Origin of the sequence: Bradyrhizobium genomosp. I (2014) (genome assembly GCF_000261685.1) — a bacterium.
GTDB lineage: Bacteria > Pseudomonadota > Alphaproteobacteria > Rhizobiales > Xanthobacteraceae > Bradyrhizobium.
Genome location: NZ_AJQE01000410.1, coordinates 1 through 24623, shown reverse-complemented (window position 1 = coordinate 24623; position 24623 = coordinate 1). Strand labels below are relative to the sequence as shown.

At 58.3% G+C, this 24623-nt stretch carries 16 protein-coding genes and 1 pseudogene; 10 read left to right on the top strand and 7 right to left on the bottom strand.

Features of this window, described 5'->3' with window-relative positions:
• Window positions 1-830: pseudogene (locus IC50_RS35825) on the top strand (IS1380 family transposase); the annotation flags it as partial.
• Window positions 831-981: 151 nt separating this feature from the next.
• Here the strand turns inward: IC50_RS35825 and IC50_RS35815 are convergent.
• Window positions 982-1407: a hypothetical protein gene (locus tag IC50_RS35815; protein ID WP_223153745.1), complete on the bottom strand. Its 426-nt coding sequence runs from the start codon at window positions 1405-1407 to the stop codon at window positions 982-984.
• Between the two features lie 227 nt (window positions 1408-1634).
• Between IC50_RS35815 and IC50_RS35810 the strand changes: the two genes are divergently transcribed.
• From IC50_RS35810 to IC50_RS35795, 3 genes are all read left to right on the top strand, one after another.
• Window positions 1635-2018: a hypothetical protein gene (locus IC50_RS35810; RefSeq protein WP_011084664.1), complete on the top strand. Its 384-nt coding sequence runs from the start codon at window positions 1635-1637 to the stop codon at window positions 2016-2018.
• Between the two features lie 583 nt (window positions 2019-2601).
• The gene (locus IC50_RS35800) at window positions 2602-2895 is read left to right on the top strand and encodes an IS5 family transposase (protein WP_011084662.1); all 294 of its coding nucleotides are present in this window, start codon (window positions 2602-2604) and stop codon (window positions 2893-2895) included.
• Window positions 2896-3037: 142 nt separating this feature from the next.
• Complete coding sequence (locus IC50_RS35795; RefSeq protein ID WP_011084661.1) at window positions 3038-4048, top strand: IS481 family transposase; 1011 nt, start codon at window positions 3038-3040, stop codon at window positions 4046-4048.
• Between the two features lie 330 nt (window positions 4049-4378).
• Here the strand turns inward: IC50_RS35795 and IC50_RS35790 are convergent, their stop codons facing one another.
• The 4 genes from IC50_RS35790 to IC50_RS35775 all read right to left on the bottom strand — a co-directional run bounded on the left by IC50_RS35790 (window position 4379) and on the right by IC50_RS35775 (window position 11388).
• Window positions 4379-6622, bottom strand: a complete 2244-nt coding sequence (locus IC50_RS35790) for a hypothetical protein (protein WP_011084660.1) — start codon at window positions 6620-6622, stop codon at window positions 4379-4381.
• Window positions 6623-7048: 426 nt separating this feature from the next.
• Window positions 7049-8290, bottom strand: coding sequence for a cytochrome P450 (locus IC50_RS35785; RefSeq protein ID WP_011084659.1), 1242 nt, complete (start codon window positions 8288-8290; stop codon window positions 7049-7051).
• Window positions 8291-8840: 550 nt separating this feature from the next.
• Window positions 8841-9722, bottom strand: coding sequence for a pantoate--beta-alanine ligase (locus IC50_RS35780; protein ID WP_011084658.1), 882 nt, complete (start codon window positions 9720-9722; stop codon window positions 8841-8843).
• A 184-nt stretch (window positions 9723-9906) separates the two neighbouring features.
• Window positions 9907-11388: a pentapeptide repeat-containing protein gene (locus IC50_RS35775; protein ID WP_011084657.1), complete on the bottom strand. Its 1482-nt coding sequence runs from the start codon at window positions 11386-11388 to the stop codon at window positions 9907-9909.
• Window positions 11389-12794: 1406 nt separating this feature from the next.
• Between IC50_RS35775 and IC50_RS35755 the strand changes: the two genes are divergently transcribed.
• Entirely contained in the window at window positions 12795-13703 is a 909-nt protein-coding gene (locus IC50_RS35755; RefSeq protein ID WP_035716161.1) for a hypothetical protein, read from the top strand.
• Between the two features lie 462 nt (window positions 13704-14165).
• Here the strand turns inward: IC50_RS35755 and IC50_RS35750 are convergent, their stop codons facing one another.
• Window positions 14166-14600: a VirK family protein gene (locus IC50_RS35750; RefSeq protein ID WP_011084653.1), complete on the bottom strand. Its 435-nt coding sequence runs from the start codon at window positions 14598-14600 to the stop codon at window positions 14166-14168.
• Between the two features lie 685 nt (window positions 14601-15285).
• On the opposite strand from IC50_RS35750, the gene IC50_RS35745 reads away from it, so the two are divergent.
• The 5 genes from IC50_RS35745 to IC50_RS35715 all read left to right on the top strand — a co-directional run bounded on the left by IC50_RS35745 (window position 15286) and on the right by IC50_RS35715 (window position 23634).
• Complete coding sequence (locus tag IC50_RS35745; RefSeq protein WP_014497925.1) at window positions 15286-16266, top strand: hypothetical protein; 981 nt, start codon at window positions 15286-15288, stop codon at window positions 16264-16266.
• A gap of 2013 nt (window positions 16267-18279) precedes the next feature.
• A complete protein-coding gene (locus IC50_RS35730) occupies window positions 18280-18969 on the top strand; it encodes a response regulator (protein WP_011084649.1) in 690 nt (229 codons plus the stop codon).
• Window positions 18970-18995: 26 nt separating this feature from the next.
• Window positions 18996-20450 (top strand): type II and III secretion system protein family protein, encoded by a 1455-nt coding sequence (locus IC50_RS35725; protein WP_018647881.1) that lies wholly within the window; start codon window positions 18996-18998, stop codon window positions 20448-20450.
• A 10-nt stretch (window positions 20451-20460) separates the two neighbouring features.
• Complete coding sequence (locus IC50_RS35720) at window positions 20461-21123, top strand: CpaD family pilus assembly lipoprotein (protein ID WP_011084647.1); 663 nt, start codon at window positions 20461-20463, stop codon at window positions 21121-21123.
• 195 nt (window positions 21124-21318) lie between these two features.
• Window positions 21319-23634: a hypothetical protein gene (locus IC50_RS35715; protein WP_035716157.1), complete on the top strand. Its 2316-nt coding sequence runs from the start codon at window positions 21319-21321 to the stop codon at window positions 23632-23634.
• A 292-nt stretch (window positions 23635-23926) separates the two neighbouring features.
• Here IC50_RS35715 and IC50_RS35710 read toward each other — a convergent pair.
• Window positions 23927-24623, bottom strand: a 697-nt coding sequence (locus IC50_RS35710) for a reverse transcriptase domain-containing protein (RefSeq protein ID WP_035716155.1), incomplete at its 5' end; no start/stop codon positions are given.

The window sequence follows — 24623 nt, the reverse complement described above, 5'->3', positions numbered from 1 at the left end:
CAAGAAAGTCACAGCTGCCTTCGATGGCGGTCGATCCACGTCTACGACACGGATAAGAGCCGGCCCGTGGCCGTCGTGCTGCGGCCCGGCAAGACGCCGGGCGGCGTCGAGGTGCGTGCCCATCTGCGCCGCCTGGTACGGCATATCCGCACGCGATGGCACAACACGCAAATTACGTTCCGTGGCGACGGGCACTATGCCCGGCCGGAGGCAATGGCGTGGTGCGAGACCAACGGCATCGACTACATCTTCGGTCTGTCCGGCACCAAGCCTCTCGCCAGAAAAGTCGACGAGGTCGCCGACGACATCCGCACCCGACGCGCCATCGAGAACCTGCCGGTTCTGCGTGGCTATACCGAGACCCGCCACAAGGCAAAGTCCTGGGATCGCGAACGGCGCACTGTCGCCCGTATTGAGGCGGCGATGCTCGGCCTCGACATCCGTTTCGTCGTCACCAGCCTCGATGTCGGCTCGGCCGAGTGGATCTACGACAGCCTGTATTGCGCGCGCGGCCAAGCCGAGAATCTGACAAGCTGCATAAGTCACAGCTCGCCTCCGACCGCACCAGCTGCCGTTCGGCGCTCGCCAACCAGGTCCGTCTCGTGCTCCATACGGCCGCTTATTGGCTGATGCTGACCGTGCGCGAGGCCATTCCCAAAGTCCGGGAATTGGCCGCTGCCGAGTTCGCGACGCTGCGTCTTCGGCTCTTGAAAATCGCTGCCCGTGTGGTCGAGACCACGAGCCGCATTCGCCTTGCGTTCGCCGCGGCCTGTCCGGAAGCCGACCTGATCCGCTGCTTGCCAGGTGCGCTGCTGCCGCTCGGTCCTTGACCGGCGGGGCGTCCGCCCCCCGTTCGCCCAACCTATACCTCAAGCGCGTTGCAAAGTACGGGTCGTCAGGCGGTGAAAAGCCGAAGGCAATCCTGTGCGCCTCGTCAGACAAGATGTTCGGCCGCATCAATCGGGCCCCAAAGCCGCACTCTCACGAATAGGACGGGCTAGCATTGTTAGGAGGTTTGTGCATGTGCACATGATGCGCGCCGACTCGAACGACGGCCAGGCGCGGAGACGTGACCATAGGAGACGTCCGTGAAATCTTGGACGGACTTCGCTGCAGGCTCTCCGATTGATCGATATCGTACAGATTCGTCGCACTCTCAGGATTGCTGGCTTCTTCAAGAATGCAGGAGCTTTGAATGAAGGATGGGGAATGCCATGGGTGTGCTGGTTTCCGCTCGATCTCGCCCACCGTTCCGATTTGGTGTCGCCCGCCATGCCCAATCGCTTTTCTTAGCTGCGGCTGAAGTTCGTGCATGGTTTCCTCGGCGCGCCCGGTGCTGCTGCTTCTTCCTCGCACGTGCGTCAGGCATTTCCTGGCATTGGACGGGGTCTTCTCGGCATAACGCATTGCAAGCTCGTCAGGCTCCAAGCTCTTCTCAGGCAATTGCAGACGCGACAACCACAAGCAGTTCTGCCCGCAGCAGCCCATTACCCTTGCCGTCCCACCAAGCCTGGTAGGTGCGATCACGGGTCGTTTCGGGGATGATCCGACGCGAGTAAAGGTGCAACAACGGCTACAGCTATCAACTAGGAAATACGAGCGTCGGCCTCCAAAGAACGGAAGCCGGATTTCCTATGGCGACTGGTTTCACCAGCCAGCGGTGGCGAGAACTGTTTCCCGGACGGACTGATGTCACATCAATCGTGGATTTTCAGGTTGCACATCCGCTCGTCGGTAACGCCGGCGATATTCTGCTCGAGCACCAACTAGGGCGAGACGGCGAACGGCCGCTAGTGAACTGGCGTCCTGCCAATGACGAAGCGAGAGCCCGTGCAGAACAACTGGGCTTCGTTCATGTGGATCCCGATGATATGGTACTTGATCCCACCCAGTCCAAACAGTGGAGATATAGGGATGGTGAATGGCAGCGCGCAACCAATTCTTCGATGTATCTCTCCAAAGCGTCGAGCGATGATGAACCTTCATCAGAGCCCGACTCGGATGGAGACTTCATGTGACGTGAGATCTCTACCAATCCATTTGAGGTGGAGCAGAGCGCAGACCAACCGACACCTGCGGCTTACGATCGAGCCTTGGACGGAGCGAAGCCCAAGCCAATTCGGCTCAAGCCGTGAGGTGCACTGTACTGGCGGCGGTTTACGAGAGCTGGTGCCTATAATAGCACAAAAGAAAACCCCGGCTTCCAGCCGGAGTTTTCGACTCCCGCCCGGGCGGGAGGAGCGGATTGCCTATGGCAGGCGCCAGCGTCATTGTGTCCTCGCCATCAGAATGGCTCGGGATCTTTCCGGGTTGCCTGGGTGAGGAGGGTTTCGTTGGCCGTTTTCTTCGTAGGCGTCTCGAGAAGTGTCGGGCCAACTCATCGAGCAACGAGACCATCCACCCGGGCTCGCCGGCATTGGATGCGAAGATCAAAAAATGGAGCAGATGTCAGGACAACTACCTTGCCTTCGTTCAACTCGCGTCAGTCAGGCTATGGCTGCGCCTTAATGAATCCGCGCCCTAACACTACTTTGGCAGATTGTTAGAATTGGGCTTTTTATTAGGATTCTCATCCTGGCTTGGTTGTGATTCAAGCTTGGGATGGACCGATTCGTTTTGACTGACGCCCAATGGGCGAAGATGGAGCCGCTGTGTCTTGGCAAGCCGGGCGATCCCGGCCGGAGCGGCAAGCTGTTTGTCGAAGCCGCGCTGTGGATTGCCCGCACGGGCAGTCCGTGGCGCGATCTTCCGCGCGCCTTCGGCAACTGGATAACTGCGTACACGCGCTTTCGCGACTGGGCGAAGGCGGGCGTCTGGAAGCGCATGTTTGATGCGGTCTCAGACGAGCCGGACATGGAATATGTCATGGTCTGTAGAAGTTTCGACTTAATCTGACGGCAAGGTTTGAACTGGCAGGGAATGGAGCTGCGGGCGAGCAGGAGCGCTCACCCAAAGGGCGCTCCCGCGCAGCCCGCGGCGTCTCACAGGGAGACGTTACCATGACCCAGGAACAGAAGTCATTCGCGCGAAAGTCGGCATGCTGGAATTGGCCAAGCAGCTCGGCAACGTCAGCCAGGCTTGCCGGATGATGGGCTATAGCCGCGACAGCTTCTACCGGTTCAAGGAACTGTACGACAAGGGCGGCGAGCTGGCGCTGATTGAGATCAGCCGCAAGAAACCGGTCCTGAAGAACCGTGTCGCGCCGGAGGTCGAGGCAGCCGTCGTTGAGCTGGGGATCGACCAGCCGGCCTGGGGTCAGGTGCGGGTCAGCAATGAGCTCAGGAGCCGCGGCCTGTCGATCTCCCCGTTCGGCGTGCGGGCGGTGTGGCTGCGTCACGACCTCGCCAACGTCAAGAAGCGGCTGACGGCGCTGGAGGCCAAGATGGCCCAGGACGGCCTGGTGCTGACCGAGGCCCAGCTCGTTGCGTTGGAAAGGGCCAAGTCCGAGAAGGAGGCGCACGGCGAGTTCGAGAGCGAGTGCCCCGGCTATTGCGGTGCGCAGGACACCTTCTATGTCGGCAACATGAAGGGGGTCGGGCGGATCTATCAGCAGACCTTCATTGACACCTACAGTAAGGTGGCGTTCGCCAAGCTGTATGATCGCAAGACGCCGATCACGGCGGCCGAACTGTTGAATGATCGCGTGGTGCCGTTTTTCGATGCGCGGGGCATCCCGCTAAACCGGATCCTGACCGACCGCGGCACCGAGTATTGCGGCAATCCGGAGCATCACGAATATGAGCTCTACCTCGCCGTCGAAGACATCGATCACACCCGCACCAAGACGAGGAGCCCACAGACCAACGGCATTGTCGAGCGCTTCCACCGCACCGTGCTCGAGGAGTTCTATCGCGTCGTGTTCCGCAAGAAGATCTATCCGAGCATCACTGCCTTGCAGAGCGATCTCGATGAGTGGATCGCTGCCTACAATGAGGTGCGCCCACATCAGGGGCGCTGGTGCTACGGCAAGACGCCGATGCAAACTTTGCGTGACGCAAGTGCTCTGTCGAGAGAAAAATTGTTGCCGGCTGCGTGGGGTCGCACATGAAACCTTTGTCGGACACCTGCCGCGACAAAGCACTCGCTGTCAGCTCAAGTCCCTTCTTTTACAAAGTTTTCCGTCTTGCAACACTCAGCGGCCTACATTCTCATCCGAGCGCCGATGTTCGCCACACCCCGCAATGGCAAGCTTGCTTGCGCGCCGATTGGCGATCCTCCGGACTGCGGGCTGATAACCCTCCCGAAAGGAGTGTTCTCTCCAGGCTCCATGCTTTTGTAAGATAGAGCTTGATGGGGCTCGGCGCTGCTCAGGCAGTCCGCCAAGCCGATGGAGGCATGAGCGCTGTCACCGGATGGCTCACCGCCGCAAGACGATACCTCACCGGATCCCCAGTCGAGCCATCTGCGCTGAAGCGTGCTCCGGATCGGGGAGGGGCTGCCACGGCTGGCCAGCGGCGGTGCTTAACAAGGACTTGCAGAACACAGGAGTGAGCCTGCCGCGATGGATCACGACATTGTCGTGCCCCTCGGCGGCTCGAGCGCTCTGCCAGTGCCGATTGTAGCCGCGCTGTTCGTCGGACTTGACGTGGCAAGCGGCGAATTCGCGATCGCCCAGCGTTGCCAATTGCCAGGCATTTACCGGGCGCTTGGTATGGATGTGCACCCACATCGGCCTTGGCATCGCACCGCTGCGCAGCGCCCTGGGCTGCAGCTTGATTTCGAATAGCGTCCCCGGCTCTCCCTTCAAGGCGTGCGGTGGATCCACTGACGCCAGTTCTCCCGCTTCCCGCAACTGTTCTAGGTATTCTTGCGATGGAAACGCATAGGTCTTCGTGCAATCGCTTGTGATTGCTGCCTTTCGCGCGTTCAATGAGCTTGCCTGTCCCTGAACCTCGGACCACATCCTTGTCAGCCGGACTATTTTTTCGTGCACTTCAGGCACTTGCGCAGGCGTGAGCAGGCCTCGCCGGCGAGGCTCCTCCAGCGCGGCTACACAGGCCTCAATCTCGGAGGACTGCGTCTGCATGCGCTTGATGACGACATCCAACACGTGTTCGGCGTCCTCGGGCTTCATGTGGCGAGCTTGCGAGGCGGCGCTTTGCTGAGCCGGCAGATCGAACTGCAGCAGCTGGTCCAATCGCTCAAGTAATCCCGGCAGTGCTTTCCTGGATGGCGGAGCCATCCACATCTGGAGGTTATCGGCCGCAGCGGATGACGCGCGTGCCTGCTCCGGAGTGGCGAGTTTCTTTGTACCGAGATCCGAGAGCACGATGACCTTGCCCGCCGGGGCCGTCGCCGCATCGGGCCTAGCGAGTTGCGGCGTGGCGGGGCTGGCCGTCGAACTCCCCTCTCCTGCGGCTGCTGCGGGCCTTGCTTTGCCCGTTCTGCGCGCCGGACTGCCTCCGCCCGCTGGGCCAATATTATCCGGAAGCGCAGCCCAAGCCGGCGGTTCAATCGTGGCTTGCGTCTTTGGCTGCAATGCCAGCAGCCGCATGACTTCGTTCGCCGTCACCCACGCAGCTTCCACGATCTGGTCCAGCAACGGCAACGGAAGGTCAGTTTCCGTTGCAGTCCCCCTCAGGCTGTCAAGCATGCCGCTCAGCCCCGATGCAAATTCCGAAAGTCGTTCCATGACTCCTTCCAGAACGGCGCGATGCTCCGCTTCGAGCGCCGCTCCATCGCTGTACAGAACGGCTTGGGCCGTCGAGACGAACGCCGGAAAAACATCTCCGATGAAGGCCCCGAGCAGGCGCACCCTCCCGCTCTCATCCATGAGGGCGTCGCGCACGTCTGGTTCCAACGTGCTCGCTTGCGAGTTGACTAAAAGCTCCACGAGAGCGATCCGCGATTGCAGATACATGCACTTCGTAAAGAGCGCCCAGCCCGTATGATGCCTTAGTGCGGCATCTTCGGCCGTGCGCATGGCGGGCGTGCTGCCTGGAAGGTGGGCGGTAGCGGCACAGACTGACTGCATCCGCTCACAGCGCAGCACCTTCTTTCCCCACAACTCCATGCATGCTGCATAGTGGTTCGCAACGCTTGTAAACAGGCGGCTCAGCTGTGCAGGCGAGGCGATGTCTTTGAGGCTGTCGAGCACGCCTTGTGCTTTCTTTCTGCTCTCCTCCAGCTCGTAGATAATCTGGGTCGCCACTTCATTACATTCGTCAGCCTCCCTCACAGTGTCATCGCGGAGCCGGCGAGCCCGATCGTTTGGCAGAATTCGGCGCGCCAAATCGGGTGGCAGACTGGCGTAGTACGCCAGAACTGTTGCGCCTGCTTTGACGACCTGATCCATCAGATCTTGTCTCTCCGGCAAGTTCCGGGCATGCCCGGCCGCTCGGCGGCAAGCTTCAAGTTCCTCAAGCAGGCTGCTCAATTCTCGCTTTGCTGCCTTTATCTCCTCCCTCGTTGGCGCCGCTACGTCCGAAGTTGGCGGCGGGTTCGCAAGCGTCGCCGCTCTCACATCAGGCTCAGACCGTATCCGCCCTACGACGGCATCGAAGGACTGATCGCGTTCCCCAGGGAAGAGACCAGACTCCGGGCTCGAACGGCTCGATTCCCTAATGCTTTCGGCTCCCGCGGCCTCAAGCTCTGATGGACCAGCTCGGCCAATGCCTTTCATGCTTCATCTCCGGATAATTGAGGGTGCGCAGCCTGTCTGGATAGGCCGACTGGCTGACGACTAGCTGACCAAGAGCATTCATCCGGATGCGCAAGGAAGAAGATGCGGCCTTGTGTTCGACTTCTATCGCAGCTTCCATGCTGCTGGAGTAACCGCGTCAGTTCCGGTGTCATCAGCTGAGACGCGAACAGGCCAGACGCCCCCTTATAGAAAACTGACAGCTATAGAAAAATGACAGTCGCGTGCACCAAGCATTCGCCTCACGTATCGTTCTTCACGGGCGATTCAACGTCTGCCCGGTTATAAATAGCTGCCGACAGAACCTTCGCTTCTATCCATTCATCTGCGCAGTTTGAAGAAGCCAAGATAGTTCACATCAATCCACACCCACCGCACACCGGCGGTCGAGACTGTCCCGATCATGGCCTAAGCTTCAATCCGCACGGGGAGAGCGGAATAGCCGTGCACGAAGTTAGATGCAATTCGCTCGGGTTCGCCGACGACCTTGATCTTCAATCCCCCATCCAAAATCTCTTCCCAGAGGACTCTCAACTGCAGTTCCGCAAGGTGTCGGCCAAGACAGCGATGGATTCCGAATCCGAACGAGAGGTGTTGCCGCACATTCTTGCGGTCGATCACGAAACTGTTGGCGTTCTCAATGACCTCTTCGTCTCTATTGCCGGAGATGTACCACATGACGACCTTGTCGCCTGTCCTGATCGGTTTTCCCCCAACGATGCTGTCTATAGCAGCAGTGCGGCGCATATGTGCGATCGGCGTCTGGTATCGAATGATCTCAGACACGGCGCTCGAGATCAACTTGGGATTGTCAGTTAGTTTCCGCAGTTCGGAGGGGTACTGGCTCATGAACAGGAGGCCGCCGGTAATCGAGTTGCGCGTGGTATCATTGCCGCCTACGATCAGTAGAATGAGGTTCCCAAGAAACTCAGTTGGCTCCATATGGCGTGTGACGGGTGAATGCGCCATCAAGGAAATCAGGTCGAGGCGTGGCTCGGCATTGATGCGCTCGTTCCAAAGCCGTGTGAAATAGTCCAGGCACTCCGACAAGATGGTGCTTCGCTTGTCCCAGCTGTCGATGGCATAGCCTGCTTTAGGAGTTGTAACAGCTGCGTCCGACCAATAGGTCAGGAGTCGCCGATCCTCAAATGGGAAGTCGAACAGCGTGGCGAGCGTTTGCGTCGTCAACTCTATGGAGACCTTGGTTACCCAATTGAAGACTTCATTACGCGGCAAGCCATCGAGAATCATCCGGACCCGAGAGCGGATCAAGGTTTCGAGCCTCGTCAGGCTTTCCGGCCCGACGATCGGACTCACCGTGTTGCGCTGCTCGGCGTGCTGGGGAGGCCCCATCTTGATGAAACTTGGGGTCCAGTGCTTATCAGGCACCTCGACAATGGTGACACCTTGCTGTGACGAAAACGCGTGGTGGTTTGTGTCGACCGCTACGATATCCCGGTATTTCGTTATTGACCAATATGGACCATGAGCGCTATTTTGACAGTAGTGAACGGGATCTTCTCTTCGCAACCGCTCGAAGCAACCCCATATGCTGTCGTCTTGAAAGCGCTTGCCCTCGCTTACATCCAGCTCGCTGAGCGGGATAATATATCCATCATCCGCTCTATGGATTTCCAATCGCCTGTTCATAACATCTCCGCAGATTTTGTTCGCGAGAGCTTACGGATCCAAACTTACGATTCACCGGTTTGAGCTGTCGTGGCGTTTGGCTGTGACAAGCTACCCGAACAGACTATCTCAAAGTGCGGCTAGCCAGCCCTACCATGTCGGGCAGTAAGGATCGCATTGACTTTCCGGCTCCATCTACTCAATGGATCGCTGAGAGCTGTCACCACCGCTGGCCTCGCCGTTTCCGGGAACGGCATCGGCGTCAACATAGTGGCTGTCGTTGCCCTGACGGCGAAGGAGCTGGTCCGGCTGCCGCGGCTAGGTCCTGTTCTTCCCAGTGACACCGTCCTGCGCCGCCCTAACAGAGGCCGCCGACGAACGTCATCGCGCTGCCCGATCGCTATCTGAGCGCTACCGCGCGAGCCCAGCGCGAAACTTCGCCTTCATTGAGGGCTCCTACAACCGAACTTGGCTTCATTCCGCTCGCATATATCGCCCCAATCGACATGGAGCTAAGAGCCACCTAACCCCGTCTACTTTTTCGGGCGAAGATCTATGAGTAATCGACTCGCTACGACTGCTTAGGCAAATCGATCCAGATATCCTGAGCACCATTTAGGAGCGTATCCTGATCTGGAACATAGATGCTATCGGAAACCGTGAGGCCATGAGCCATTGCAGCCCCAATAATTAAGAATGGGAGCTTGACCTGCTCTAAATCTTTGAAATTATCAGCGTCGACAATCCGAACAAACTCGAGTCTAAACTGTCGAAACTCTATCCGAGATGTCGCCGACGCGACCAGATCCTTCACGCTTGACGCTCCTCGGGCGATCTCTTCTCTTGAACGGTTGAGTGCCGTGAAGAGACAGGACAGCTCATCAAGCTCGGAACGGTTAAATCGCCTCAAGCGCGACGAAATGGGCACTCCGTTCTTGTATCTCACGGTCGGCACAAACCTTATCTCGCAATCGAGAAGCAGGTCTGCGACGGCGCGCTTTACCAGGATCGCCTGACCTATATCTTTCAGGCCGAAGTAACTGCGAGTTGGCCTCGAATAGCAGATCCAGCGGATTGCTCCAGTAACGGCTTCCTTCAAATAAGTTTCAGGCCCCCCTAAACGCAAATCACAGTCACCTTGCGATACATACGTTCGATAGCCGACCGGGAACATTTCGGTGTCGCTCGACGAAATCACGGCAGTTGCTCCTGAACGTAGGGCAAGTCCAATATCATCGTCCAAATTGAAATCGTAGCTCCCACCTGGTCTAAGCTGGATCTTGTTCGGGTACACTGTGACGATCGCGACATCATTCTCCAATGCCGCTCTTCTAATCAGCTCTGCATGCCCAAGATGCAGGGCGCCGAGAGTGTGGACCGTTCCAATCGTCTGACCTGTTCTCGCGACCTCCCGGATGAACGCCTTGCCTGCGGAAAGACCTGTCAGATGCATCTTCTTACTCCGCTTTTTGAACGCCAAAATAGTGGCGCGTTCGGATCTCGGAAGGCGCGCCGCCCAGCGTCTCGTGGGCCGCGCACGCCAACGAGCACCAAAGAGGTTTTACGCCCTCTCACACCTCGACCACCGCACGAACTGTCCAAAGCTCGCGCGCACTGTTCTTGCAGCTCCGAAGCAGTCAGGTTGACCCTTCTCGACCCCGTCTGATCACCGATGAGAATTCAGCCAGATAGCTTGATGGTTCGCGCGGCTGCCGCCCCTCCAGAGCGACCTGCAGTCCCCGACAACGGTCGGCGAAAAATGGTGGCTCGAAAGTGGTTATCTTAGCGCCCGAAAAGTCCACCTTTACGAAACTGGCCTGGAACGGCGATATCCCACTCAGGTTCGCATCGCGCAGGGACGATTGGTTCATGCGAACGTATGCGGCTCGCGTTGCCTCCAGGTTACTTTCGGTCATATCCGCGGCGAGATATGCCTGAACGAGATTTGATCCCTCGAAATTTGCGTGATTCAATGCCATTGATTGCGGCGGATCACCGGTGATCATCGACCTGTAGAGGTAAGCTTGGGATAGGTCCGCATGCTCCAGATCGCAGTCGCGCACAAAGGCGCAGCGGCCGCGAAAACCGGTGAATTTGGCCGCTCGCATTGTGCTCTCTGTTATCGAAATGCTTTCACCTGATGCGCTAGATAGATCCGCCCCATTCAGCTGACAGGAGTGAATAGATGCACCGGTAAGCACGGCACCCACGAGGTTCGCGTCGGACAGGCCTACGGACAGAAGCCGCGCCTCGGTCAAGTCTGCCTGTTCCAGCTCCGCTCCCGCAAGATTTGATAGGTGAAGATCAGCGAATGGGGCGCTCAGGGCTCTCGCCCGAATCCGCCCGCTCACCTTTGAGAGTCTCAGATACGGAAGATGAGCGCCCTCTAAGACGAGACCATCGATCGAGATGGGACGCACGATCGATAAACAGTCTCCCTTCGACTGAAAGAACGAGCAATCCGCCAGATGCGCCTTCGTGATCGTGACCTGGCTCAGCTTTGCGAAGCGGAAGGACGCTGAAGGGAGGAAGCATTCATTGATGGTTGAGCCCTGTAATTCCGCGCCGTCGAATACAGCATCACTCGCGTCGCACTGGTAAACGAGGAGCCCGCTGAGCATCGCGTTGTCAAAGCGTGTTCTTTTCATGCTGCAACCGTGAAAAAGGCTGCCGGTTGCATCGATTACATTGCGCAGACTGGCATCATCGAAGTTGCAGACCTGCGCTGCCATCGCATGCATATAGGCAAAATCGAGCTTGGCCCCCATGAAACTTGCCCGCTCTAGCCCCGGACAGATAAGGTTCGCCTCAGAAAGATCTGCTCGATCCAACTTTGTTCCGTAGAGCTGCGCGCGATTGAGGGTACAGCGTCGCAGCGGGAAATCTGATAGGTCATGACCGCTAAGGTTCTCGGAGGATAGCTGCAAGCCAATCCCGGTCCTTCTGATTGCCTCCTCGGTTCGCCTCCTAACAGCAGCAACCGCCAGCAGCCGGTCGGCAGCCCGGCTCCAGTACCGAACGAACTCGCCATCTGATGAAAGCTTGTCTTTCGGATCTGAGTAGTGCTCTGCCCCTTCATTCACGGTGCACTCGCTATCAGCGCCGATCCTTTGCGACATGTCGAGAGTTCCGTACTGCCAGGATTACGAGGACCTCTTTGTGCTTGGCATGGACGCAGGCTGCGGGCTTTGTGGCGAACTCGCCGGGGATTTGGTGACACGACGTGTCGACGAGACTCTTATCATGTCGCTGTCCGCGGCGGCCGACGCTTGACCACGTCAGCCGAATTCTTGTCATGCGTGTCCACTGCCAATCGGTGCAATTGTCTACCACACCCACCAACCCTGATCCGTTGTTTGGCAGCGCTGATATGTCCGAAAGTGTGTTTCTTTTCGCCAGCTCTTCGACACTCCACATCACTCTCCATTAACCCGAATGCGCAACATTCTAGGTCTTTCTTCTTGTTCGGAATGGACCCGCGGCTTGCGGGCGGAACAGTGATCGTTCACCTAGCTCTGCACTCAGCCTGGCCTTACCTCATCGGCAGCAACAACCGTGCCAGCCGCATCAGTCGGAATTGTCGAGCTAAATCGGCAGCGTAATTTCCACATGGGCGCAGAATGTTCTGATTCTGACAAACACGGTCCCGCTGACAGAAACCGCATTATGGTCGCTACGCCACCTTGAAAGCAAAAATTCCGACTTCGGTTGCAGGAGGGCAAGAGCCGCAGTCCTTACGGGCACGCAATCGATCAATTGCAATTCGACACTTGCGGATCGCCGGCCTCCTGGTTAGCCAAAGCTCGCGATCGGCTAGGCCTGCTCCGCGAGCCGACGGGTCCATCTATGGGAGAACGAGTTGGGCCGATCGAAGTCGCACCCCCGTGGCTTGTTTTGCGACTAACGCTCGGCGCGCCGACGCGATCCATCGCATCAGTATTCCCAACAATGGATCTTCATGCCACGCGGCCCGGTCAGAGCCCGATGGCCGCGGCATGATCCGGCGTTAGTATCCCCAGCAGCTTCTTGAAGAGCTTTTCAAAGTCCTTCACGGGGAGCCGATGCAAGCTAGTCCAGGCAGGCTGCCCCATGCGGCTCAAGCTTACGGTAAGCGGGCCCTCCCCCGGGCTGCTTCCCCATAACCTTTCATACGGTACTGCCATGAAGCGGAGAGCGACAATGGCCCATCTCGCCAAAACTCTGCTCCGCAATAAACAACAGGCTCGCCGGCACAGACGCAATGGCCACGGGCTTTCTTCAAGCAATTGGGTCTGGTCAGCTGTTCGACAGCTAGGCTTTCTAGCATAACAGCATCTTTATCCGGACTGGAGCCCGACTCGAACACAAATATCTGGACGAGAAGCATGAGCTGGATTGCCGGTCAGGGGCCTGCCGCACGCCTCAACACCGAACGTTCGAGAACCAGACCGGTGCATCTTATACAAACTGCGCCCGTCTCAGTTCCTGCTCCTGATCTGATCAACTTTTGCATGACGATATTGAAGGCCGACAAAAGGAGACCGGAATGGCCCCATTTGACAACGTCAACCCATCCGAGGCTCGGATGCATAACCTCGATCCACAACAGGAAGAGACGGCGCAAGCAGACTTTGAGCATCGGCTTGGAGAGGCTCAGCCAATCCTCGCATCATTAGCTTCACCCGCGGCTGGATCGAACCCGACGGTAACGGACGGCAACAAGAAAGCGCAAGCTATCCCTGAGAACGAACGGTGCGCGGCTGCATCGTTCGTGAGAACGCGCGGTCAGCTTGCCGCAACGTTGACTTGCGCTAACCTTGCGGAACTCAGAAGAGACATCGAACTCGCTGCGCAAAGATCAGCACAATGGCCAAGAGCGACTGGATCGTCAGCCTATCGCGTCGACAGTGACCGCGTTTACGACGACGTGTTGGCATCGTCATACACGGAGCTGCAGCGCTTTCAAAACCACGCCAGCCACTGCAGGCCACATGTGTTGGACCGTCAAAGCGCGATGGCCCATTTGCGTTCCATGGCGGCTTTGCGTTACGAGCAAGCTCCCTGGAATATCTGGGGAGGCCAACGACTAGATCTGGGCCGCGCAGCGGCAGAGCACATGAGGGGCGATACCAATTCTTCGCCTTTTGTGTCACTGTCCGAGGACGCCTCACTACTGCTCGTTTCGCCGGACGACGACAAGGAGTTTGGCGCCAAAGTCATCGCGGAAAACGCGAATGATTTGCACACCTACACGGTGCCGAGGGTCACAACTTGGACGGCGGAAGACATCGTCAGTATTCTCGAGGATGGAACCGAAAATGATGAACCCGATCTGGCATGGGTGAGTGCTACCCCAACCGAAGAGCGTGAGGTACTATTTCTGGGTGGGAATCTGGACGACTTTCGGACGGCCAGCGCATCGAATCCGTACAAAAAGTCAGGAGCAAAAGGCTGATGACGCAGGCTCCGGAAAGGGTGATTTGCCTTTTCCGATGCTTGGAAAAGTCGAAAACAGCGTTCATGCTATAATCCTCCGGTCCGTCTGCCCGGCGAGGGGGAGCGTCAACAACGCCGGCCCTGGCTGGATCCGCTTAAATATGATGTTCTCACGAGGGCCGCGGGCAGCGCGCGGACGTAGCGAGATCATCTGGACGTTCAACCGAGAGGTATTGGCTCAGCCCCATACGACGACTGCATGAGCCGCCGATCTTCCACCTCAAAGATCGAATGGAGATCGGCGACATTCATGAGTTAGCTGAGCAACAAGTTCAGGCAACTTGATCCTTCCCTGACGAAAAGACGGCTAGAAAGAGTCTGGCAGTCCTGACGATCGAAAAGATCCGTATCATGCCCGGCGAAGCTGTCCACACGATGGAGGATCAAGTCTACGAAGCGCCCGTCTGCTCTGTGCTCTTCGTTACCAGATGAACTTTGCGCCATCCGGCACTTCGCAGATGAATTCGCCTTGATTCGCGAGTTCGGTGGTCCCGACGACAAGTTTGGAGGCTCGCACCGTCAGCTTGCCTTCGCGGCTAAGGCTATGGCGGATGTACTCGGTCACGGCATGTCCGGAGCTGTCGACCGTTTGATGAGCATTGGCGAAGCTGATGCCGCTCTGGCTGGTCACCCTGAAGGCATTGATGACCAGACCGGCCTGCGTCGCCGACGCAGGTTTGCCACCATCCGCGTTGGTACAGTGGGTCATATCGAGGATGAGCTTCACATTCTTCCCCGCTTGGAGGGCTCTGAGTACTTCAGTGTATTTCGGCGAGGGGTCGTCGGCTCTTGCCGGCGCGCTCGCGGCCGAAAGCAAGGACAACAGGATCGTTAGTCCTCGGCCAGTAACCTTCATATGCTCTTCTCCCTCGATAAGTACCGCCGATTGCGGCCTCCAAGTCGTGATGCTCGCGATGCGTTTGGCTGATTCCAGACAACAAGCGCGCTCGTACAAAGCAGCCTGTCGCAACGACGCGCAAGACGTTGTAATGGCTATTCCGACATCACAACCTCGTATGTTAGGTTTGCGGAAGTGGCTTAGCTTCCCGCGCGTCGACTAGACCGGCTTGATCCAGCGTCGTCCGCTTGGAAACAGCAAACCAAACCGGTTGCGCTGGTCCGCCACAGGCCTCTCGAGCGAGAGAATGTAGTTCTCGCCTCTGCATAAGTAGACGATCTACGAACGCGCCTTTCGCCACCTCAAGCACCGGCTCGTCCATCTTGCTGTGCACGGGCTGTCTGCCTTAGATCACGCGTCCACAATGAAGTGGTGGGCGCGTCCTGGCGTGCCGATCCGAACAATCTCAGGCATCCAATAGCAGCCCAATCGAACACCAATGCCAGGAGGCAAACGGCAGCACCGATTTTGATCCGACGCTTCGCGCGACTTCCTTCCGGCTGGCTGTTCGCCATGCTGACTGACTCAATTCGACTCCGTCAAGAGCTGAAACTAAATGGCGCCCTCTCTGGTCTGTCAGCTTCTCGAAAGCTGCGCCTGCAACAATCTAGGCTGGCATCCGGCACTTCGAAGGGAGAGAGATATGAACGTTGATCCACGAAATGCTGTGGACACTCCCTTTGAGGTTCACAACGTGGTACAGCAGGCGCGCCGCGTCCATGGACAACAGGATGAGCTTGGCGCCGAGAGCAGCGCAACGGCACACAATTCCGAAGATCAAGCAAGCTTCGAGCAGCAGCTGAATGACTTGGATATAGACGACCTCGATTCGGCCTACCCGACGCCGCCTTCACTCTGCTTAGCGGCAAATTCCGCGACTGCCACGTCCTCGTCTGCGCCAGGCGAGGCCGCCTCGGAACCCGGTAGCTGCCCAGCCCCATCATTTGTCAGTGCCCGCGCTCAGCTTGCAGCAACACTGACAGGTGCCAATCTTGAAGTGCTTCGCAATGAGATCGACCTTGCCGTGCAGCAGGCGGCGCGCTGGTCACCGGCGAGCGCACCTAGCATTGACCGAGACGGCGTATTTGACGACGTCGTGAGGTCGTCTTATGTCACACTGCGGCGTTTTCAGAATCAGAATAGTGACTGCAAGCCGCATACGGACGAAAACACAAGCGCCATATTGCATGTTCGCAACACGGCTCGGGATCATTCTTCCATTGGAGATCATCCAGAGCGGTATCCTATTGACCGGGCGCGCCAAGCTGGCTGGCATATGCGCGGCAAGACAACAACATCACCCTTCGTATCGTTGGTCGAAGATCCGGCGAAACTCGCCGTTTCTCGCGATCATTGGGCGAGGGCGATCGCCAACAATGCGAACGCACTGCACACCTACACTGTTCCGAAGCACAGTGTCTGGACGCCAGACGACGTGATGAGCAGCATTGCGCTCAGAATGAATGCTGAAGACTACGACAACATCGATGCGGACGTCGATTTGATGTGCTCACTTGGCAGAACGCCAACGAAAGAGACCGAGCGCCTGTTCTTGGGCGGAAACTTGGAAAGCTACCGCACCGGCAGAGAAGAAAATCCCTATAAGCGCGAGAGCAATGAGTAGATGGTCTCTCGGCCAAACCGTTGGGCTGGTTCGTTGGTTTTCAAGCACCCAAACTCCCAAAAGAAAGACCTTGAAGCGGCGTACCAACTCCGCACACGCAGAACAGCTTAAGCTTATGCGGCGACCGGCGGCCCGATCAACTCGCCGGTCGAGCGGCAGAGCGGTTGGGTCTCCGACAAGATGCACTTCCGGCGACGCGAGGATGTCGGACAATCCTCCTCCTGTGCGCGCTCGTTGGAGCATCCCGGCGCCTTGGACATTGTGAGTTCGAACGACATACGAGCTCACGGCTGGCTGGCGGCTTTGGTGGAGTTACGCCGCTGAACGCGCTGCGTCCCTCTCTGTACTCGGTCTGAAATTGGCCGCGCGGTCAAGCAACAGGTGTTTCGGCCGCGATCGCATCGGGCATTCGCTCCCCGCGATAAGCCGCGCTGCTACAAGACAGCCGATCCGTCACCTGGATGCGTTCCATCAAAACAATCGATTTTGCGGAGCGCGCCTAAGAGGCTCATAGTCGATCGCAATATAAGGAGGCCGCATTCAAGATGACGTCTGGCAATCGATTCTCTCCTCAATCCCTTGCCGAACAACTTGGCTCGAGCGATCGACAGTCTTCACCTCGAACGTTGCTTCCTGTTCATCAAGTGGACGTCCACCTCTCGCCACGGTCTCCCCGCTAAATTGACACGCATGAGGCGGATCGGATCGCCCCGCTCCTGGTGTCATGGCTTACCCCGCTTGCCAAGAGCGCCTGCCTCTTCTGCACTCAATAGCGCTTCTGCGAGACGTTTAATTGGACGGACGAATGCTCACGGCTTTGTACACAGCGAGACGGACCGCCGCGCGCAGTTCGACGGCATGGTCGAACTGTGTCGCCGTTGCCTCACAACGATTCCAAACTGAAGGCACCCCGACAAAGAGCATTCAATTGCACTTGAATCTCACCTCGCGTCAGATTGTAGGATTTCCGACAGTCTCGCGACACAGTCCGCTCGTGTGAACTCTTCCTGACGGGTACCAACAATTGCGAACGTCTCAAAAACTCAATGCTCGGCCGATTCGGTTGATCACACTACCCAACTCCTCCTTTTTAGAGCTTGCATCGTTCATCTGCTCTGTGAGGGCTGGGCGAAGCGCCGTCTTCGCAGGCAGACCTGGATCCAGCGCGCGAGAACAACGCGGGCAGTCTTTGTTTCGCCTATGCCGACGAAAGGCAGAGTTCCTGAGCCGTGCACCCGATCCGACGACATGGAGCCGGCGTCGCCGCCTCAGACAAGGCACGACAGCAATGCCGCACGTAATTTGTCCTTCATTGGCAGCACTAGCTCAGTTGGGACGGAGAACGCCTCGGAAGCGACCGAGCATTGGAACGGTTGACATCTTACTTGGATAACGCCGGCAAACGAGAGGACGTCTGTCCCGAAGGACGCGTTGATCGTTTCGTCGCATCTCGGCCTTTTACACCCCATTGGCCGGCACATAGCGCGCGAAGTGTCTTTAGCGCGGAACACTTGCAATGCCGCGACTTGACGGCACTACGGCCAACAGCCTCGCAAGACTGACCGCGGATCAAGACGAACTGGGAAGTATTCAATGTCGGTTTCGCAAGCCTGTTCGACGACAAATACAGCTGATCTCGCCCGTGCCTTGCTTTCGCTGGGGCAGTCTCGCGCGATCACTACCGCTAGCATTCGCGCAGCGCATGCAGGCATTGCTATGTGCCGCCCACAGATGCATCAGTGCGCCGCCAGGGCTCTCAACCCCGTAAGTCATCGCAGAGCTCTTGCCAACATAACGGATATGTTGAGCTGCGCCGCCCGCCCAGGCGACCCGCCGCGAGCCGTCACATATCCGATGTCAATGGATGCGCATGCATCGGTCGCCTGCCAACAAGCTCTTGCGGGTCGTCTACGGCTTTTCGAATTCATGCCAGACCGGCAGCATCCAGTCGCCGGATCTCTTGGTCAACCCTAACACGCTCAAGTCTTGCCGAGGACGGACGAGAGGCGATGGATGCGAATTCTCCTGGTTGATCATCATGCGGACTTTGGCCGCGCTGTGAAGGCAACGCTCGTGAATTGCGGGTTCGCGGTGGACGTGACGCCCACGCTGGATGAGGCGTCAGCCGCGCTGGATTGCGCAAACTACCACCTCGTACTGCTGGAGTCCGTCTTGCCGGATGGGGATAGTTTGGACTGGTTGAAGCAGTTGCGGCGCGAAGGACGATCAATGCCGGCAATGATGATGAGCAGTCTCAATGATCTCAGCCGCCGGATCGCGACCTTCAATGCGGGAGCGGATGATTTCCTGCCCAAGCCTGTGTCGATCGACGAACTCATCGCTCGCATGCGGGCCATTTTGCGAAGGTCAACGCAAATGACGGCGCCGGTCGTGACATTCGGGAATCTGCATTTCGATCCGATCGCCAGACAAGTCTCGGTGGGTGGCCGGATCCTGAGGATTGCTCGGCGTGAGGTGTGCATTCTCGAGCATCTGCTCAATCGCGCCGGCCGCACTGTGCCGCGCGCTTCGCTGGAAGATAGCTTGTACGCGTTCGATGACGAGGTTTCGACCAATGCGCTGGAAGTCGGGATTTATCGCTTACGCGCGCATTTGAACCAGGCGGGTGCGACGCTCAGAATCAAGACCGCGCGCGGCGTCGGTTACACTCTTGAACTCGTTGGCACAGCATCGGCTGCCTAGCAGCGTCACTTAAAGGCAACAATCGCTTGAAGGTCCTTAATAATGCCGCCGGCGCTACCCAGCCGCCTGCGATCACCAACCCACAACGCTCTGCCGCTCTCAATCGTCTCTGCTACCTCCTATGCGGATTTGCTTTGCTGTTTCCGCTTGCGGCCTCAGCCGAGACCAAGCGGGACGGCAAAGGAGAGATGCCACGTGCGGCACCCGGCAGCACCACGGGCACGCTCAATATTACCTCGTCACAGGGAAAGACGGTGCATTTGAGCGCACCGGCGGCGACCATTTTTGTCGCCGACCCTGCAATTGCCGATTATCAAGCTCCGTCGAGCAGTACAATTTTCGTGTTCGGCAAAAAGTCCGGGCGGACGAGCCTGTTCGCCCTCAACGAAAACGGCGAGGCTCTTGCCGAGCTGCGTATTGTCGTAACCCAACCACTCGAGGATCTACGGGCCGCGCTCAAGGCCGAGGTCGGCGACTATCCAATTCAGGTCAGCTATACCCCGCGCGGGGCGATCCTTAGCGGTATAGCGCCCAATGCCGATGTCGTTGAGGCTGCGAGGAAGGTCACTGAGCAATTTGTTGGCGCGGGCGCCCCGGTCGTCAACAAGATCCAGGTCGCCGGCTCACTGCAGGTAAATCTCAGCGTGCGCGTAGCAGAAGTCTCCCGCACCGCCGTCAAGGATCTCAACATCAACTTCACCGCCTCGGGCCCAAACGGCGCTTTCCTTGCCACCGGCAAACCGGGAGGGTCCGGCAGGGCTGGCGGCGGCGGCACGATTGGGATCGGGTTTAGCACCGGCAATATCAACCTCAGCGCTGTTCTCGACGCTCTCGCCAGTGAGCACCTCGCCTCAATCCTGGCTGAGCCGAACCTGACGGCAATGTCCGGCGAAGCCGCAAGCTTCCTCGCCGGCGGCGAGTTTCCGATCCCAGTCATGCAGGACAACAGGCAGGTTTCGGTCCAATTCCGGCAGTTCGGCGTGAGCTTGGAATTCGTCCCGACAGTGCTCAGCAACAACCAGATCATTGTCCGTGTGAAGCCCGAAGTCAGCGAACTATCGACCGAAGGCGAAGTCAAGATCAATGGTATGGCGGTTCCTGCCCTCTCGACGCGGCGGGCGAGCACCGTGGTCGAGCTCGCCAGCGGCCAGAGCTTTGCAATCGGCGGCCTCATCAGGCGCAACTTCAACACTGATATCGGCGAGTTTCCCTGGCTCGGCGACGTACCGATCCTTGGTGCGCTTTTTCGCTCTTCATCGTTTCAAAAACGCGAAACCGAGCTAGTTATCGTTGTTACACCTTACATCGTACGGCCGGGATCAAATCCAAGCCAGATAAGTATTCCGACCAACCGCATCGCACCGCCATCAGATGCAGGCCGCATCTTGACGAACACGGTGGCACGGCCGCCTCAAGGCCGCGATGCGCCGCGCGCGAGCGCACCGGGACTGACGGGCAACGCCGGCTTTATCATCGAATGAGGATCGACATATGAACATGCGATATTTGTCCCATTCGATTGTCCTTGCCGCAATATTGGGGGGCTGCGCAAATACTGCGTCGATCCATCCCAATCCTGCCGAACAAGGAGTCCAGGTCGAACAGAAAAAGCGTGTCTTGCTTCTGCAGAGCCTCCATGCCCTCGAAAAGCTTCAGCTGCGTAATTTTATCGCCGACGCAAGTGGTGGCCGGCGGGATGCGCTCCATGTGGATGTCAGCGGCTCCCATAAGCTCATTGCGCAGGTGGCGCACGAAGCACGCGCCATGGGGGTTGTTCCCTCTAACATCCGGCTGTCCGCTTCTCCCCTCAATTTATCGGGCCGTTCCGCCGTCAGGATCGAGGCGATTACGTTTGAAGCGCATCTTCCGAACTGTCCGTCGCTTTTGATCGCAGGACCAGCAGTGGACGACAATTCGTTCGAACCGACTCTTGGTTGCTCGACCAAAAACAACCTGGGAGTGATGGTGAACGATCCGCTCGACCTGGTTGATAATCGGTCTGTCAGCACGGTAAATGGCGATCGCGCCGCCGCTCCTCTTGCTAGTCACTCTACTCTCGCAGCGCGCAACAAGGGCAACGGAGAAGATGGAGCAAGCACGACAGCGCCGGACGCAGCGGGACCAACAACACAGAATGTGCAGCCGCTCCGATAGGCGCTTTAAGCGCTTGTCGGAACCTACTGTGCAGCACCTGGCGCTCAGGCGCACGAGCGATGCTGCAAGGCGCAGAGAAGGCAATTGCGAGCCATCATTTATCCTTTCATTCTACCTTTCCGCTTGGCGATGTCAGGTTTTGGAAAGCAAACGTGAGTAGCGAAATAGCGAGAGAGCGAGCCCTGCGGACTGAACATGGACCGATTCAACACGATCAACCCAGCCGATAAGGCGTCCGCTGCGTCGGATGCCGCCGTGGAACAGCCGGATCAAAAGCATGTGGCGTTTGAGCAGCACCTGGCAGGCGTGCGAGAGGCGGGCCCTGTATATCCGCACGCGGCGCTTCATGATGTCACTGAGGAAGACGATCACCTCATCCAGGCGGCATCGGCCGCTGCTCTCAATGGAGGGCCGCCGCCGAGTGAGACCACCGTCAAAATTTATGATCGTCGGCTTCGCAAATTCGCCGAGGGGCTGAAGAAGTCCGGCAAATCAATTGCTGGGCTCGATGACGATGCCTTACTCGCTAACGCTAGGAAGCTGCTGCCAAACGACAGGGTCATCGCGCCAGCATTGTTAATGATCAGTCGGTACCGCGAGCCCGACGCCAACGCTCGCCCCCTCTCAACACATTATCGTCCTTCCAGGGAAGATGAGGGTCTTATCAGGGATGCCGCCGAGGCAGGTTTTGGTCGACAGATCGGCAGGAAAACGGCCGAGAGCTATGCGAGCGGACTGCGGAAGTTGGCGGTAGCGCTCCGACCCTTGTCCATTGCCGACCTCAGTGATGATAAACTGCTCGGACACGCGGATAGGTTGTTCCCGAAGGACAAGATGCTCATCTCCGCCTTGAATGGCCTTCGGGACTATCGCGCCATTACCCTGCAGACCAATTTAGGCGGAGAAGGAGGCAGTTCGCGCCAGGTCATCCAGCCGTCCACCCCCTCAGCTATGCCGGCCGATGAGCAGCCGATTGGGGACGATGCAGATGAGCGCAGCTCACGGCCGCCGGGGTTCAATGCTCCGCAGGTCTGGCATGGAGTGGGGTTGGCCGTCCATTCGCCTACGGAAAGTGTCGCCCAGGACGTGCTTTTCGATGCTGCAGAAGCCGAGAGCTTCTTGCCGGCGACCATGCTTGGGCCAACGGTCAGTTCAATGGTTCACTCGCCGGTGCAAAGTGTCGATCAGGAGGCGCTTTTCGATGCCGCGGATCGTGCGAACCTTTTGTCGGCGGCGACCTCCAATGCGCCGGTACCTTGGCCAACGATGAGTCCAACCATTCCCTCGCCGGTGCAACGTGTCCCTCGGGACGCGCTTTTCCATGCCGAGGGTCGCGAGAACCTCTTTCGCGCGCTGACCTTCGATGCACTGGTGCCTGGTCCAATGATGAGTTCAATCATCCACTCGCCGGTGCAAAGTGTCCCTCAGGACGCGCTTTTCGATGCAGCGGACCGCGAGAACCTTTTGCCAACGCCGACCTTCGATGCGCTGATGCCTTGGCCAACGATGAGTCCAACCGTTCCCTCGCCAGCGCAGAGTGTTGCTCAAGAAGCGCCTTTCGATGCCCCTTCTTGGCATCCGAGCTTGCGGCAGCCCGATTTCGCCTCTGAAGACCACTCTGGACAGATGATGAACGAAGGCGCTGCGGCGCAGACCACCCTTGAGCAGACGATCGCAGCAGCCGGCGAAGCCTTTGATGCGTCTTTGAGCGTTCCCGAACATTTCTCCCACGGGACTCAGGCCGCGCCGAATATGATGCACAGGCTTCGCCGCTGGGGCCTCTTGCCGGATGCAGCACAGCGGGTAAAGGCCTACGACATTCGAGGTGAGCGCTATATGGCCGTCTTGGGACCGGGAGGGCTCAACGATGTTCAGCTCGTCCATCTGCTGTCGCCCGCTGTCGGCGATACGTTTGATGTTTCTTTCGCCGTTCCCAAGAATTTTTCCCATCGCACCCAGCCGGCCCCCGACGAGATGCTGTCCAAGTTAGGCGAGTGGGACTTCTTGCCTGTTGTGGAACATCCAATCATGAACTTTGAGATCGGCGGCGAACGCTACACGGCCATCTTGGGACCGGAAGGGCCCAAGGACGTTCAGCTCATTCATCACCCTCGGCCCGCTTTGCCGGGCGAAGCTAGGCCTGCGGCACTGAGGACTTCCTCAGATATCTACGGCGGTCTTGCGCCAGGGCTTGATTCGGCGGCTCCGTTCGAATGGAGTAGGGACGCTCCCTCGGCGCTGGCGCCGAACCTTCCTCTGCCGTCTGCCGCACCTGCATCAGGCCATCAGCCAGTCCCGCAAGTGCCTGAACTGGGAGAGTTCTTGGGCGACGGCTGGACGCACGCCTCCCAAGAGGCTTCGCCCGCCGTGATCGACATATTGCAGAATCTAGGCCTTCTGCCGAGCCGGGACGTCCCAATGACCGCTTTTTTTATCCACGGTCAGCTCTACACGGCAGAGAGCCTACCGGGAAGCCGCGTTCTTCTCTTCCATCAGCCACAATTTGGCTGAATGAGGGGCTCGTCGGCACCTCGGACAGCTGCTCAGGCGGACCTAAAACCACGTCTGATCCTCCTTCCGGAGATCTTAGAAGCACGCTTCAACGATGCCGGGCGGTGAGCAAATCCGACCTTTCCAGTGCCACCATGATCTCAAGCAGCTATCGATCAAGTAAGCATTCGGCAGCACCGCACTCTGCAGAGCAAGAGAGGCGCGGTCGAGTAGCTCAGCCATTTGGCTTTCGCCCTCACAGATCCGGGCGGGCGGATTTCCCGCACCCGGCTCTTCCCGAGGGTAACCCGCGTCATATCCGCGCCTGCGCCCAAGTGCGAGTGATGCGTGGAACGGGCAGAGGGAAGCGTGCCGTCAGGGTGTCGAACTCCGACCAGCCCATGCGCCGACTTTTCTGGCTGCGTCGTCTCAGACAACGTAGCCAGATCCGACGCACTTCGCGGTAGAAGCCGTTGAGCGCTGGATAATTGTGCGGCCTGCCATAGTAGCCGTAGTGCCCGCGCAGTGCGGCGGCGAACCGCTCGTGCTGCGTGGCCAGTGGCGCGTGCATGAGCCGCCAGGCGTCCTGGCGCAACGCCGTCAGCTTGCGCGTCAGGCGTTTCCCTTCCGTCTTGTGCTTCACGATGAACCGGCCATCTCGGGTCCGCCCGCAGTAGTGGGTGAAGCCGAGGAAGGCGAAGGTCTCTGGTCGCCGCTCGCCGCGCCGCTGACGCGAGACGGCCGCGAACCGGCCAAACTCGATCAGCCGCGTCTTGCCCTCATGAAGCATCAGGCCAAAGCTGGCCAGCCGCACCTTGAGGGCCAAGAGCATTTCCTGCGCATCTGCCTTGCTCTCGAAGCCCATGACGAAGTCGTCCGCATAGCGCACGGTCACGACGCGACCGCGGGCATGACGACGACGCCATTGGTGGGCCCAGAGATCGAGGATGTAGTGCAGGAAGATGTTGGCAAGGAGCGGGCTGATGGTTCCCTGAACGCAAAAGATAACT